The organism is Tenacibaculum sp. AWR4_210 (assembly GCF_056160945.1).
In genome coordinates, this window is record NZ_JBSWYF010000008.1 from 47125 (window position 1) to 61783 (window position 14659).

The 14659-nt window shown below is 37.0% G+C and carries 16 protein-coding genes; 15 read left to right on the forward strand and 1 reads right to left on the reverse strand.

Annotated elements, in window-relative coordinates; translation table 11 throughout:
- Positions 1-9 precede the first annotated feature (9 nt).
- From ACXAG7_RS15005 to ACXAG7_RS15035, 7 genes are all read left to right on the forward strand, one after another.
- Positions 10-909, forward strand: a complete 900-nt coding sequence (locus tag ACXAG7_RS15005) for a hypothetical protein (RefSeq protein WP_476667324.1) — start codon at positions 10-12, stop codon at positions 907-909.
- Positions 910-1024: 115 nt separating this feature from the next.
- On the forward strand, positions 1025-1591 hold the full coding sequence (locus tag ACXAG7_RS15010; RefSeq protein ID WP_476667325.1) for a Crp/Fnr family transcriptional regulator: 567 nt from the start codon (positions 1025-1027) through the stop codon (positions 1589-1591).
- A gap of 64 nt (positions 1592-1655) precedes the next feature.
- Positions 1656-2111 (forward strand): DoxX family protein, encoded by a 456-nt coding sequence (locus ACXAG7_RS15015; protein WP_476667326.1) that lies wholly within the window; start codon positions 1656-1658, stop codon positions 2109-2111.
- A 91-nt stretch (positions 2112-2202) separates the two neighbouring features.
- Entirely contained in the window at positions 2203-3069 is an 867-nt protein-coding gene (locus ACXAG7_RS15020; RefSeq protein WP_476667327.1) for a DUF4349 domain-containing protein, read from the forward strand.
- Between the two features lie 116 nt (positions 3070-3185).
- Positions 3186-3791, forward strand: coding sequence for a short chain dehydrogenase (locus ACXAG7_RS15025; protein WP_476667328.1), 606 nt, complete (start codon positions 3186-3188; stop codon positions 3789-3791).
- Positions 3760-4368 carry a Crp/Fnr family transcriptional regulator gene (locus ACXAG7_RS15030; protein WP_476667329.1) on the forward strand — a complete coding sequence of 203 codons (609 nt, stop codon included), beginning with the start codon at positions 3760-3762 and terminating at the stop codon, positions 4366-4368. The genes ACXAG7_RS15025 and ACXAG7_RS15030 overlap by 32 nt, the downstream gene beginning before the upstream one ends.
- A 104-nt stretch (positions 4369-4472) precedes the next feature.
- Positions 4473-5048: a YceI family protein gene (locus ACXAG7_RS15035; protein WP_476667330.1), complete on the forward strand. Its 576-nt coding sequence runs from the start codon at positions 4473-4475 to the stop codon at positions 5046-5048.
- A 90-nt stretch (positions 5049-5138) separates the two neighbouring features.
- Here ACXAG7_RS15035 and ACXAG7_RS15040 read toward each other — a convergent pair whose 3' ends face one another.
- A complete protein-coding gene (locus ACXAG7_RS15040) occupies positions 5139-6134 on the reverse strand; it encodes a helix-turn-helix domain-containing protein (protein WP_408044398.1) in 996 nt (331 codons plus the stop codon).
- A 353-nt stretch (positions 6135-6487) separates the two neighbouring features.
- Between ACXAG7_RS15040 and ACXAG7_RS15045 the strand changes: the two genes are divergently transcribed.
- The 8 genes from ACXAG7_RS15045 (at position 6488) to ACXAG7_RS15080 (ending at position 14652) form a co-directional block, all read left to right on the forward strand.
- Positions 6488-7501: a helix-turn-helix domain-containing protein gene (locus tag ACXAG7_RS15045; RefSeq protein ID WP_408044397.1), complete on the forward strand. Its 1014-nt coding sequence runs from the start codon at positions 6488-6490 to the stop codon at positions 7499-7501.
- 874 nt (positions 7502-8375) lie between these two features.
- Positions 8376-8621, forward strand: a complete 246-nt coding sequence (locus tag ACXAG7_RS15050) for a DUF2798 domain-containing protein (RefSeq protein ID WP_476667331.1) — start codon at positions 8376-8378, stop codon at positions 8619-8621.
- Between the two features lie 65 nt (positions 8622-8686).
- Positions 8687-9838 (forward strand): DUF3500 domain-containing protein, encoded by a 1152-nt coding sequence (locus ACXAG7_RS15055; protein WP_476667332.1) that lies wholly within the window; start codon positions 8687-8689, stop codon positions 9836-9838.
- 44 nt (positions 9839-9882) lie between these two features.
- Positions 9883-10626 (forward strand): hypothetical protein, encoded by a 744-nt coding sequence (locus ACXAG7_RS15060; RefSeq protein ID WP_476667333.1) that lies wholly within the window; start codon positions 9883-9885, stop codon positions 10624-10626.
- On the forward strand, positions 10619-11656 hold the full coding sequence (locus ACXAG7_RS15065; protein ID WP_476667334.1) for a hypothetical protein: 1038 nt from the start codon (positions 10619-10621) through the stop codon (positions 11654-11656). The genes ACXAG7_RS15060 and ACXAG7_RS15065 overlap by 8 nt, the downstream gene beginning before the upstream one ends.
- A 404-nt stretch (positions 11657-12060) precedes the next feature.
- Positions 12061-12993, forward strand: coding sequence for a hypothetical protein (locus ACXAG7_RS15070; RefSeq protein WP_476667335.1), 933 nt, complete (start codon positions 12061-12063; stop codon positions 12991-12993).
- A gap of 181 nt (positions 12994-13174) precedes the next feature.
- Positions 13175-14107 (forward strand): hypothetical protein, encoded by a 933-nt coding sequence (locus tag ACXAG7_RS15075; protein WP_476667336.1) that lies wholly within the window; start codon positions 13175-13177, stop codon positions 14105-14107.
- 2 nt (positions 14108-14109) lie between these two features.
- Entirely contained in the window at positions 14110-14652 is a 543-nt protein-coding gene (locus tag ACXAG7_RS15080; protein ID WP_476667337.1) for a hypothetical protein, read from the forward strand.
- Positions 14653-14659 lie beyond the last annotated feature (7 nt).

Here is a 14659-nt window from a genome sequence, read left to right on the forward strand (position 1 = left end):
TAAAATTCTATGTATAATAAACGTTTTGTTTTGAGAGTAGCTCTTTTGTTGTTGAGCCTCGGTATGATGAGTAATTGTAAGCGTTATAACGGACACCGTATAGATGCTGAAATGGGGTATGAAGTGCAAGAAAATGGAATGACCTGCGACTCCCTACAAATTGTACTCAACGGTAGTCAAGAAGCGAGGACAGCGTTCGTATATGGAGAAAAAGTTAGCTTGACGATGAGCAATGTACGAGGGTTTGAGGAACGCAGAGGTAAAAAATATCCAGGCTGTTCACTGGAAATTTTAAATGCTAAAAATGAAATAGTGTACGACCTTCCCGATGTTTATAAAAATATCAAACGAGGAATTCACGAAACGCCTTTGGAGCTGACGGCAGGATTTAAAGCGACGTTTGATTATGAAAAAGATGAGAACTTCCTGGCAGTACTGAAGGTATGGGATAAGGTAGGAAAAGGGATGTTGGAGGTGAAACTGCCTTTTACTATCGTTAAAAACGAAGTAGTTCAGATCGAAAATAAAGGACTGAAGTATAGTAATATCTATCTCTGGAATGCTTCGAAGAAAGAAGTGTTAGCTTTAAATTCAGTAAGTATTCACGACGATTTGTTATTAGTATTGGATGGAATTTCCGGACTACAACTTAAAGGAACATCCGTGTTTCCTGCATTAGAAATTGAGTTAAAAGACGCGAATGGCAATTTGATTATGTTTGAAGAGAACCTATTTCAACCCTATGAAAGTACAGGAGTAGATCCCAAAGAATTGCAGGAACAAATTTCTCTAAAGTTAAATTTTACTCAAGGAGCAATTTACAACCCCTGTTCTTTAAATGTAGTGTTAAGAGATCAAAATTCATCGAAAAAAATTCACGTCGAAACGCAGTTAGAAATTGAAAATTAAAACAGCCATAGAGGTACTGTTTTTATAAGGAGTATAAGTTGATAGCAAGTCAAAACAGGAGGTGGTTGTGATGCGTTTTTAGTAACTTTAGCAGCAGTCAAAGAAAAGGCTCATTATGGAAGAACTTCGTAAGTATATAGAATTTTTATATCCACTTTCTGAAACAGATTGGAACTATTTCTCCTCCCGATTAGAAGCTTGCAGTTTTGCTAAAAAACAAGAGATACTCACCCAAGGAAAATCAGAACAATATTTGTATTTCATGCTAAAAGGAATCGTACGTTATTACGTGCCTCAGCCTTTTCATGAGGTTACCTTCGGTTTTTCCTTCCATCATCAATTTGTTACGGGGTACGATTCATTTTTAACAGGACTCCCATCGGCGTATAGTATTCAAACGCTTACTCCAGCCTCCTTCTTGCGAATTTCCAAAGAACAACTTCAATCGGTGTACGATAATACTCAAGGAGGAACAGTGATTGGACGAATGATGGCAGAACAACAATACCTCATTAAATCGAATAGGGAAATGGCCTTCCTCACGAAATCACCAGAAGAACGTTATCTGGCCTTGTTTACAGAGCGTCCAGAGCTGATAAAACATATACCCTTAAAGTATTTAGCTTCCTATATAGGAGTAACCCCTCAGGCCTTGAGCAGAATTAGAAAGCGAATTTCGTAACCCAAGTTCATTGATTACCATTTTGCGATTGGAGATTTTTGGAATTCATTAAAATATAAAAGAGATGATTCCATTAGTAATTTTGTTAGTGACCTTTGTTTTGGCACTTGTAAGTATTAAAATTATAACCCAGCAATACCATTTCAAGCTAGCAGCGAGTATAGCGATGTCCGTTATGTTAGTATTCACTGGAACCGCCCATTTTGTATATACCAATGGAATGGCTTTAATGGTTCCAAAGGTAATTCCTTTAAAAACCACTGTAGTGTATTTGACAGGTGTACTCGAAATAGTGTTGGCCGTTACCCTGGTAATACCAAAAACAAGAATGTTTGCTGGATGTATACTTATTATCTTTCTGATAGTGCTGTTACCAGCGAATATTGTAGCAGCAGCAAATAGTGTTGATTACCGATTGGGAACCTCTTCAGGACCAGGATGGTCTTATTTGTGGTTTCGCATTCCCCTTCAGCTATTTTTTATACTTTGGGCTTATGGCAGCACGCAAATGCACCGCTAGAAAAATTAATAGCTAAAGTGCGGCTGTCATGAGAATAAAGTCATTGAATGTACGTTAGATAGGTACTTTAAAAATTGTAAAAACGAAACTTATGAAATCAAATTTTAAAAAGAAACTCAAAAAGTTGTTGGGCTATATATCCTTGCTTTTTGTGGTATTGTTTATTTTTCGACTCGCCTATGGTTATACTAAGAAGTTAGAAGATACGTCTCCTTACTTGACTAACATCAATAGTTTTACCATGACAAATAGAAATTTTGCTTCTAAAAAATACGAGGTAAAAGCTTCAACCAATCAAGGAGTGATGAAAGTAGATCAGAAGTATGAAAAAATAGCACAAATTAGTACGAAGTCGACTGATTTTGAAAAAGAAGAGCAACAGTCTCGTGCTAAAATTCAAGAGTTGGAGGCACTTATTCAGTTTGAACAAAAAAGTGGTAATAAAGGATATCGCAGTCTGAGTCTGGTTATTGGGGTACCTCCTGAAAATTTTGATGCCTTGTATGCTGAGTTGATAAAGATTGGTAAGGTTGACGAAAAACAAATAACAAAAAAGGACAAAACCAATGAATACAAAGAGTTAAATGCAAAAAAGCATTCACTCGAGAAAATCAGAACCTCTTTGATCGAATTGAAATCGAAAGGAGGTAAGATTGAGGAATACATGGGACTGGAAAATAGAATTCTGGATATTGAACAACAATTACAGGATTTAGGAGTGAGTCTCGGTGATTTTGATGATGAAAATGAATTCTGTACTGTGCAGTTTTCGCTTCAAGAAGGAAAAGAAGTGACAATCAGTTTTTTTCAGCGCGTAAAAGTAGCTTTGGATTGGACCATTAAAGCTTTTCTAAAATTGATGTTCAGTGCGGTATTGATGGTGATTTTTTCATACTTGGTTTTGCTACTTATAGAAAAGTTGAAAGTACTAGAAAAATTAGTTGGTAAAGGTTCCTAACACTTAAGAAAACAGCCAGAGTGCTGTTTTTTTTTTGTCTTCTTTTTTAAGAATCAGGCACCTTCAGGTGCTGCCTGTAAAAGTAGTATCTTGCAGTATAACTTAGATACAACATTATGAAAATAGTAATTATAGGTGGTAACGGAACGATAGGTTCGTATGTTTCAGAGTATTTCAAAACTACGGACGAGGTCATTGTTGCAGGTAGGAACTCTGGAGACATACAGGTCGATATTGCTGACACAGCTTCCTTGGAGAAATTGTTTCAATCAGTTTCAAACATCGACGCAGTTATTTGTATTGCTGGTGAAGCACGATGGGCCGACTTTTCTGAGCTTTCGGAAGAAGACTACTACATTGGAATAAAAAGTAAATTGATGGGACAAGTTAATTTGACCCGACTTGCTGCCGCTAGTTTAAACCCAGGAGGTGTTATTACCTTGTCGACGGGTATTTTAGCAGACGATCCTGTATTGAAAACGGCAAGTGCTGCCATGGTGAATGGAGGAATTCACAGTTTTGCGAGGGCCACAGCCTTGGAATTAGAACGAGGAATACGTTTGAATGTCGTGTCGTTAGGTATGGTAGCAGCAGCTTATGACAAGTATAAAGGCTACTTTCCGGGGCACAATCCGGTACCGATGAACAAAGCGGTGAATGCCTATGTACGCAGTGTTAAGGGACGAGGAAATGGCGAAATCATTCGAGTTTATGAGCAATAGTGACGTTTTCGGAGCCTATGTAAAGCAGTATGTTGATTTTGAGCAGGCAGAACTTGATGTATTGTGGTCAAAATCAGTACAACGAACCTATTTAAAAAACCAATATTTGGTGCAACAAGGTGACCTGTGTAATAGCGTTAGTTTTATCATTTCGGGTTGTACGAGAACTTTTTATGCAGATGGTGATGGGCAGGAGCACATTGTTTCCTTTGCTATTGAAAATTGGTGGACTGCTGATTTAGGGAGTTTTATTACACAAAGCCCTGCTGATTATAATGTACAGTGTATAGAGGCAACTCGTGTAGTTCAGTTTAGTTATGCTAATTTGGAGGAGTTGTACCAAGAGGTGCCTAAAATGGAACGTCTGTTTCGAATGATCTTAGAACGTGCCTATGTCGCTTCGCAAAAGCGACTCATCCAAAATTACAGCCTGGAAGCTAAAGAACGCTATGTTAATTTTGTAAGCCAGTACCCTGAAATTACAAGGCGAGTACCACAGTATATGATTGCTTCTTACTTGGGAATTACCAAAGAATTTTTGAGCAAAATAAAAAGTCAATTGGCTCAAAGCACCTAAAAGGTTAAACTAGATTAATAAACTTTTATAAAGCAGGTTATTTTTTGTGACGCAAAGCTTGAAGACCTTTGTAACTATAATTTAACAACAAATATAATAGTATCATGAAAAATTTTTTGAAAGTAATTGCAGTTTGTATGATGGCCTTGGGTATTTTTTCATTTTCAACGCTTTATACAGGAAGTAAAACGGTTAAGGTTAGCGAAAGTACGATTACTTGGAAAGGCTATAAAATTGGAGGCGAGCACAGTGGAAGCATAAAATTGACTTCAGGTATGTTGGACTTTAAACGAGGAAAATTAACCGGAGGTACGTTTAAAATCGACATGACGAGTATAGCGGTAACGGATTTAAAAGGAAGCTATAAAGAAAAGTTAGAAGGACATTTAAAGTCGGATGATTTTTTTGGAGTTTCGAAGTATCCTGAGGCGACGTTGGTGTTTACTGAGGTGCAGTCGATAAAAAAAGAGACGTACCACGTTCTTGCGAAGTTGACACTTAAAGGAATCACTAAGGAACTGAAATTTGATATGAAAGTAGACGCAACCAGTGCGGAAACTAGTTTGAAAATCGATAGAACAAAGTTCGGAGTTCGATACGGTTCAGCGAGCTTTTTTAATAACCTTAAAGACAAAGCAATTCGCGATGAGTTTGATTTAACAGTAAGACTCGTTTTTTAAGAACTGCCTAAGCTTAAAAAAATCCGCTATAGTACCATATAGCGGATTTTTTTAATGAGCCATTCTTTTATACTGTTTACAGCAGTTGTTTTATCCAATCGCATTCACAACTTTTGTAGTGTTTTTATCGTCTGAATGTAACTTTTTGTAGGCAAGTGGCGTTGTTTGTTCTATAGTTTTAAAGGCGCGATAGAAGGCGCTTTTTGATTTAAAGCCCACTTCTTTTGAAATAGCTTCAATGGTATAGGTTTTAAACTGTGCTGACAGCAATAATTTTTTCGATTCCTTGACCCTGTATTCGTTAACATAGGTATTAAAATTGATACCGTACACGCTGTTGATGGCTTTGGAAATTTTTTTCTGACTCAATTTCATTTCTTTAGAAATATCATAGATCGTCAAACTCATGTTTTTGTAGATTTTTGAGGTCTCTAAAAATGTTTCAATACATTGAATTAACTCGTGAGCCTCGTGCTGCTGTGCATCCGTACATTCTTTTTTAAGCCCAACAGTTTTAGTAACAGCACTCGTTTTTTTAGGGCCTGTACTGAGCTCATACCAGATAAGATTGGTAGTTAAGAACAAAGTCAGTAAAGAAAGGAGCATTTTACAATGGTAATAAGGGAGTACTAATGAGAGTATTTTGATGGTGATAAACAACACCAAGAACGTCACAAATACTTTTTGAAGCTGATAAAGTGATGCATCTTTTCTCTTAATGCCAATTTGAAAAAGAAGAAAGATGATGAGTGTGCTGAAAAGTAAATTGAAATAAAACACAAACGAAATATAGCCCTTGAACAAAAGGGAAGTAGTTAAGGTCTGTATGTCTAATCCGTTTGCAAAATACAGCCCAAGCAAATACGTGAATTCAAGGATACTTGGAATCAATACTAAATGACTCCATTTATTAACAGTGCCCTTTTTAATTTTTACGATGTACAAATACAATAAAGGGAAAGATAGGTAATTGAAAAAGTGGGTAAAAATAAAATAGTTATGATCAATCAAATTGGGTACAAACTCAACAAAAACACCTTCAATAGTCTTTACCGTAAGTGAAATTAGGAAAAATGCTAAATACAAATTTCGCTTGCTTTTGGTAAGAAATATGTAAGCGTAATGAAAGTTTTGTATACACTGAACTATGTACACAATCTTGATGATTTTTAGGATATAAAATAGGTTCCACATTTCTTTTTGTTTTTCTTATGTTTAGATAGGAAGTCTTATTATATACTCAAAACTTACACGTTTATTGCCAATCAATTTTTTGAATTAGATGGTGTTTTTGATAGGTTGTATTGTTTGGATCCATATAATGAGTGAGTTAGATGGGTTCGAGGTTGGGTGAAAATTGAATGTACTCTGGGAAGTATTATTTGGAGAAAATTGGTGGAATTCTCTTTCCTTTTTTATTTTTGCCAAAATAACAGTTCATGCTAAAGGTTATTCATATCATAACACTTGCTCAGGGAATCTTCCTCCTTTTTGTGTTGTTGAAATCACGAAAAAAATTTCGAAAAGTAAATTTTTGGCTACTCGTAGCCAGCGTTTTTTCGATTATTTTGTACTCTTTTGGCGATGATGACCACAATTTATTTCGTATACATACAGATTGGTTCTTTTTTCATGAAACCTTGCTAATAACCCTTTTCGTGTTATTTGTCAAATACTTTGAGGCAGCGACAGAAGTATTTAAAAAGAGAGATTGGTTGTTTTTTATTCCTTATGGTTTAAATTGTTTACTCCATTTTACAAAACCCTATCTAGAAGGGACGGCCTTAACTGTGGTGAAGGGCTTGCATGATGTTGTTGAGTTGTCGTTTGTAGCAATGTTATTTTATACTATTTTCTTCATCATTGAAAAGCACAAAGAAAAATGGTTGCTTTTTTTTGTAATTCCACTTACTGTAATTTTTATTATTGATGAGTTGAGTTATTTTATCACCGGAACCAATGAGTGTCCTTTTGACCTCGATAAATTTGGAAATATTTTGGTGTCCATGTGCCTGTTTTATTTTGTGTTGTACAAGCTGATTACAGCACCCAAATCCATACTTCCCAACCCAGATAAAAAAGCCTACAAATCGTCTAGTTTGGATACAGAAAGCGCTTTGCGTTTAAAGGTGGCTATTGAACACTTGATTGAAGAGGAACACTGGTTCAAAAATCAAAAACTAACGGTTCAAATGGTGGCCAAAGAGTTAGGGGTACAACGACAACAAGTATCAGAAGTTCTCAATATGTACATGAAAATTGGCTTCCAAGATTATCTTAATACCTGTCGTGTGAATGAATTTATGAAGGTCCTCAATGAAGAACGTTATCAAAATTACACACTTCTTGCTATCGCTTTTGAGGTAGGTTTTAGTTCAAAATCTTCTTTTAATACCACCTTTAAAAAAATGAAAGGAATGACTCCTAGCCAGTACAGAAAGTCAGTAGTGTAATGCTGAGGTCTTTGTTTTTTGTTGAGTAAAAAACCATCTTTTTTTACTAGGATACTTAGTGCAAATAGTACAAAATAGGTAGAATAGTAGCGCTAAATAGTACTGAATTCGTATTTCAGGTCTCGTTACTTTAAAAAGTGTGATTTGAGTTAAGTGTTTATTTATTAGTGTTTTGATTTTCTTTTTTTATTTGATTTAGTTCAGGATTCGTTTCCTGAACCTCTAAATTTTCGTCTTTTCCGAATCCGCAATTACTTTTGTCGTCGCACAAAATAAAAACCCTTCTAGATATGCGAAAACAATATGATTGCATAAAAACATATCTAAATTATTTTAATGTGCCCCTTGGAATATTTTTCATGCTGCTCATGGTAAGCTCAGGAAAAAATCAGGAGTCAGTTTCTGAGACGGAGATGGTAAATCTTCGAAAGGAGGAACAAACTCCAAAACAATTTAGTTTTCGAAATAAGCGACAGTCAGAGCATCAAAATAATGTAAGGTTGTTTTGGGATCCTGTTTTGTCAGATGCAGATTTTTTTCAAGAGTGTGATAACTAAGAATTTTCTTTGAGTTGGTGAAAAGGGAATAAGTAAAGCAGGTTAAAGTAAAAGCTTAGATATGCCGATGGCAGAGTGGGATGTATATCCTTGATTTTTGAATGTTCGGGTACAGAATTCTGTACCCGAGTTCAAGAGTTAAAATTAGAAGTTTAAAATTAAAAGTTGAGAGGATATACTTTTATCGCAGACAGTACTAAAAGCACGGAATTCGTGTTTCTCCTCAAAATTGTGAATACATCGGTATCGCGTGTATTTAATTTCCGTGAAATAACGTACTGTTTGCGTTTTAATCCTTTCGTGATAACACCTAGTAAATGAGAAAACTAAAAATTAGTAAATATTATTACCAGCTAACATTTACCCTGTTAATGGCACTCTTTATGTCCCTGTTTATGTCGTTTTATATGAGCATACTCATGAATAATTTGGAATTACCTAACTGGGACGCGTGGCTGGAAACATGGCTAAAAGCTTTTTTAGTTGCCTATCCTTTTGCCTTAATCATGTCGACACTCGTTCGATTGTTAACCAATAAAATATTTGAAGTACCCACGTCCTAACTTCAAACGCTATTCGTTTAAGTTGAGGTGGGTGTGTACCATTAATCCTTTGAAATTATAAAATTATGAAAAACGTTCTCGTAGTTATTGGACTGTTATTGATATCCCTTCAAGGGGCGTGGTCCCAACAAAAGCACCGACATGGAAAAGGAGCTGGGCAACATGAACATCACGAAGAGCACGGCACGGAGCATGCTATTGCAACCAAACAAATGCGTGAAACAGCAAGGGAGTTTATAAAAAGTTTAAGCCCTGAACAAATGAAAGAGTTGGTGTATGATTTTGAGGATGATAGTAAAAGAACCTATTGGACCAATGCACCTACCCATAGCCAGGCCAGAAATGGATTACCAATTGGGAGGTTGAGTATTGCACAACGAGTGTTGTTTCATCAATTGTTAATTGCATCGACTAGCTCTCAAGGCTATTACAAAATTTGGGCGGCTATTCAAGGAGATGATGAACTAAAGCTCGAAGGTGAAAATAGAGAGTTGACCAGTGAAAAATTTTATGGAAAAAATCAGAGCCTAGGAGCCATTGGGTATTATGTGTCGTTTTATGGGAATCCACTCAAAGACACCCGTTGGGGCTATATGTTAACTGGGCATCATTTGGCGGCTAATTTCACCGTTATTGATGGTAGCACCACTTTTGTGCCTATGTTTTACGGTTCCGATCCAAAGTATATCAGCCATGGGAAGCACGCTGGGTATACCTTTTTGCCCAAGGAACGAAACAGAGCTTTGACTTTATTAAAAAGTTTGGATAAAGAGCAACTCAAACGAGTGGTAATTCAGGAAGAGTATCCGTCAAATAAGTTTGGGCCAATCGATTTTCAAGGACCAGGAAAAAAAGATACCCCTGTAGAAAATAGAGGAATTAGAGCAGACGAATTGAATGGAAAACAACAAAAATTACTTTGGGTACTCATAGAGGAGTACGTTCGAAATGCCGATTTTGAAACTGCCGAATCATGGTTGGAGAAAATTGAAAAGGACGGAATGAACACCCTGTATTTTATGTGGATGGGACCTACTGACGGCAGTGAAAAAATTTTCTTTAGAGTCAATGGACCTTCCATTTTGATTGATTTCGCAGATCAGCGAACGGGATTTGATTGGAATACGCATCCGCATACCATCGTAAGAGATCCTTCAAATGATTATGGCGAAGATTGGATGCAGCGCCATATAGAGGAATACCACAAAAGAAATTAAAGGAAATCAGTTAAAAAATTGGAGTAGGTTTTAGGGTGCTTAGAATGAATAGTATTGAGTTGGTAATTGTAATTCCTTGTGATGATTTGGGCAAACGTTTGAAGAGTGAACAGATCAAGAGGTTTTTAAGAAAACATAAAAATGTTGCACTAGTTGTAGTAGGCTACGGCAAAGCTAGTGGATTTGGGTTGGTAGAAGATTTACGAAGGTGCTTCGAACAACGCATTTATATTTTTCAAGATAAAAAACTGGGCGATAGCGGCGCAGCCGTGCGAATGGGGGTATTGCAAGCTGAGGTATTATTTTCTGTAGAAAAAATTGCATTGCTCGAACCGGAATTATCCATATCACTTGACGAAACGTTGCGCTTGAGTACCTGTATTTCATCGAAAGTTCACGTTGTGTTAGGAGCCCGTGTACCTAAAATCGATAGTAGCTATCCGGAAAAAGAACCTCATAGTGTACTTCAAGCAATTCGAGCTTATTGGCTATGCCGGAAAACAGGGCTGCGTTTTTTTGACCCTTCCAGTCCTTGCATTATTATTAGGCTTCCTTTGGTGAAACATTTATTTCAACATCCTTGGTACCGACCTTCGGTATATCGTATGGAACTATTATTCCGTTTATCAGAGCTCTACGGAAGTGATTCACTCAAGTATTTGGTAAGAGAAATTCCGGTTAAAAGCTGGCAATCACCTTGCAAACCAAAGTTCCCGTTATCATCAATGATCAAAGAGCAATTCAATGTACGACGCTTAAGTGGGTATTATAAGAAAGTAAATGGATAAAAATTCAAAAGAGGCAGAACTGTTATTTCTGAAAAACGCACTGATAGCCATGGTTTTATTGCGTTTTGTTACCTATTATGTAATAGGACTGTTTGATACGTCACTTGAAGTTAGTTTAATCAACACTTTTGAAGGATGCAAAGAATCAGGAACGGCAGATCATTTGTTGTGCTGGATGTATCGAGGAATTCGAAATTACATTCCCTTTAACTTTGTTGCCTTTCAATTGCCCTACTTTTGTGTAATAGGACTCTTACTAATCCAGTATAAAATTGTATTTAAGCTCGATAAACGAGCCTTTTTTTTGAGTGCCATCGTATTTCTAGCCATCCCAGATTTTTTAATTCAATCAGCGATAGCGAATACGAATAGTATATGGACTTGTTTACTTCCATTTTTTCTCCAGTTCTTCCAGCAATTTGTTCGAACGGGAAAGAAAATGATTCCAACTTTAGTAACTGCATTGCTTTTAGGCTTTTTTTTGGATGGTGTATTAGTGTGCTTGTTCGTATTACCTCCGATGTTCGTTTGGTTTGCAGTTCAGCGAGAAGAACTAAAGTTTCAAGGAGGCCGAGGGAGTACTTTACTTAGACTTTCCGGAGGGTTAGTGTTGCTAATCTGGTGTTTACCTTGGTGTAAAGATGGAACTGTTTTTTTTAATCCGTTTTGGTGGGAAACCCATTTTATAAGTAATCGAGAAGAATCGTGGAGTGTATGGAGTGTACTCGTGTTGTTCGTCTGTATTAAATTATTCAAAGCTTTGGGAATTGGGCTTATGGAGTGGGTACGGGGTTCCGAAAAGCGCGAAAAAGTCATACAGTTGCAGTTGTTTTTTGTATTGTGGATACTCGGACTTTCTTTCGTACTTCGCAAGCCTGCGGATAATTACCTGCTGTTGTTTCCAGTAATTTATCAGTTATTTTCTCTTCAGTATTTCAGGCCTTTGAACTTGAATCGGTTGATAGTATATCTATTGGGTTTCTTTAGTTGTTCCTTGTTGGTAGTATACGGTTGCATAAGGGTGCTCTAGAATAAAAACGAATCATAGGTTTAACGGAAGCGACGTTTGAGTTAAAAAATAAGAGGAGTTAATTAGCATTCGTACAGATTGCCAAAATCAGGATAGTAATTAGGTGTGTATTTCGTGATTCAGAACTTGTAAGTGGTTGTTTTTTAGTGGTTTTTTGGGTGCTGTGGCTACATTTGTACTCGTATATTTTGATTAAATGTGAAAAAATAAAAGGCGAATGTAGTTCTTAAAAGTACAGGTTTATCACGTTACGTGATGAGTTGTTTTTTGTTTATCATCTGGGTAGTGATTGAGATGTAAGCTACCCAGATTTTTTTTGAGTTATCGAGATATAGAATTAAGAAACGAGCAAAGCCTCTTTCAGTAGTAAACCCGTAAAACCACAATAATTAAATAGTTATTTTATGAAGAAAAAAAATAGAATAGTAATCACCCTTGCTTTGGCATTAGGTATGGCAGGATCCCTGCGAGCACAACATGTTATTCAAACGGTTAGGGCTATCGATATCAAAGCGGATACCGATGTGCAAGGAGGTCATGAAGGAATACGATTTTTCACCAGAAATCAACAGCTTCTGGGACTGTTTCATAATGGAGGCCGATTTTATACGAACCTAGCGTTAAATCAATCATTGGATGTCGGAGGTAATGCTGTTTTTTCAGGAGGTACTCAGTTTAGAGGAGTAGTGGAAGCTGATGCCAAAGCCTACTTCAATAACCGCGTGGGGATTGGTACTTCGAATCCTGTAACCGGATTGCACTTACAAAACAAGGATTTCAGAATTGACAATGGTAGTATTCAAAGTTGGGGGGCACTTGTGTTCCGTCCAGATGTAGATAATTCAGGAGACGATGTCGTTTCGTTCAGAACGAGTACTAACAGAGAAATGGCTAAACTAGATGATGGAGATTTATTTCTACGATCGTTCAATGCCACTACAGGGGGAATTATTAGCTCGAATGGGCCTTTAAAATTACGACCAGGAAACGATGGAACTGGCGACGATGTTGTTTCGTTCAGAACGGGAAGTAATGAAGAAATGGCACGTTTGCAGAACGGAGTGCTAACACTTGATCAAGTACGATTAAACGTAAGTACTTTTCCAGATTATGTGTTTGATTCTAACTATGCACTAATGCCCTTAGAAGACCTCGAAAAGTTTATCGAAAAAAACAAACACCTTCCTAACATGCCTACTGAGCAAGAAGTTATTACTTCCGGGATGAGTGTTGGAGAAATCAATCTTAAACTCGTAGAAAAGGTAGAAGAGTTAACCTTGTATTTGATTCAGTTAAAAAAGGAAATCGCTGAGTTGAAGCGAGAAAAATCCCACTAAATTTTAGGTACTATCAAGTAATAGTAGCCGAGCGCATACTTATAAATATCGGTACATGCGGGTTCATTAAAACAATGAGCCAAGGGTTTGTATGCTCGTATTTTAACGATGGATGAGTTGGTTTTGTTGCTCGGAACTAGGGATTTATAAAATCGAAAATAACCCAAATTTATATACGATTATGAAAACAATTAAAATAGGTTTAGTAGCGCTGGCTGGGCTGTGGTCCATGTCAACCCAAGCACAGCGAATCATAGAAGATAATCGAGCGATTCAAATTAAAGCCGATATCGATAATAGTAACGGACTTCACGGGACGTATGAAGGAATACAGTTTTATACCGCAGGGAGTAAATTGTTTCAATTAAGCCCAAACTACGTAACGGCTTATGAACCATTTGTATCAAATGAAACAGCCATCCTAAAAAAAGATGCCACCATAAAGGGAGCTCTAAATGTAGAAGGAAATGCGGAGTTTTCGACCAGAATAGGTCTTGGTACCTCTAATCCTGCTGTAGGATTTCACGTGATTAGCAAAGATATACGTGTGGATGGTGGGCAATTTCAAAGTAATGGAATGGTAATATTACACCCTGATGTTGACAATACAGGGAATGATGTAGTTTCTTTCCGAAACAGTACTAATCAAGAAATGGCAAGAATGCATGATGGAGTTTTAACTTTAAAAGGAGGTAATACCATTCAGTCGACAGGCGCATTGACCTTACGTCCAGATATTAGCAATTCAGGAGATGATTACATTTCTTTTAAAGACGGTTCAAATCAAGAAATGGCGCGTTTACAAGACGGTCGGTTAACGCTTGATCAAGTGCGATTAAACGTAAGTACTTTCCCGGATTACGTGTTTTCAAAAGAATACAAACGTATGCCGTTACTGAAAGTGGCGGAATTTGTCAAAAAATACAAGCACTTACCCAACATGCCATCGGAAAAAGAGGTGGTAGCCAACGGAATGGACGTCGGACAAATTAATATAAAATTGGTTGAGAAGGTAGAAGAGTTAACCTTGTATACCATTGAGCAAGAGCAAAAAATCGAATCGTTGAGTAAACGATTAGCGGCTTTGGAAAAAATGTTGAATACTAAAAATTAAGTATGAAAAAGGTGAACATAGCGTTGCTGTTTTTTGTCCTTTTATGGGGGCTGTCTTCAAAGGCACAGCAACAAACACAGTTGTTTAGGTTTGTGCATTTATCGCAAAGTTCAAATCTAAAAATGGCCTTAATGCACAAGTTGTCATCACATGAGGTCGAATTAAAGGAACTCCAATCAGAAGAGTTTTCAGAGACAACCGGGTATCTGCAAGCGTGTATTTTAAAAAGAATCGGTACTGAAAAGGGACGTGTTTTGATAGCTTCCGCTAAGGCCCCAGAGTATTTTTTACAGTATGACGCCTCGTCAAATAGCCTTAAGTTTTTAAAAATAGCACCAGGTGCGGACCTCGAACCCTATACTTGGGAGTTGATTCTTAATAAGGAGTCGGACACTAAGTATGTCGCTTTGCAGTCTGCAGTTGGAAGTCGTTTGGCAGTTAAAGTGTTGCCATCAAACGAATTGGAGCTATCAAGCAGAGCCGTAGATACTGCGCTAGACCAACGGTTTTCTTTTCAATTGGAAAAAATGAGTAATGTTTTTTAATACACAG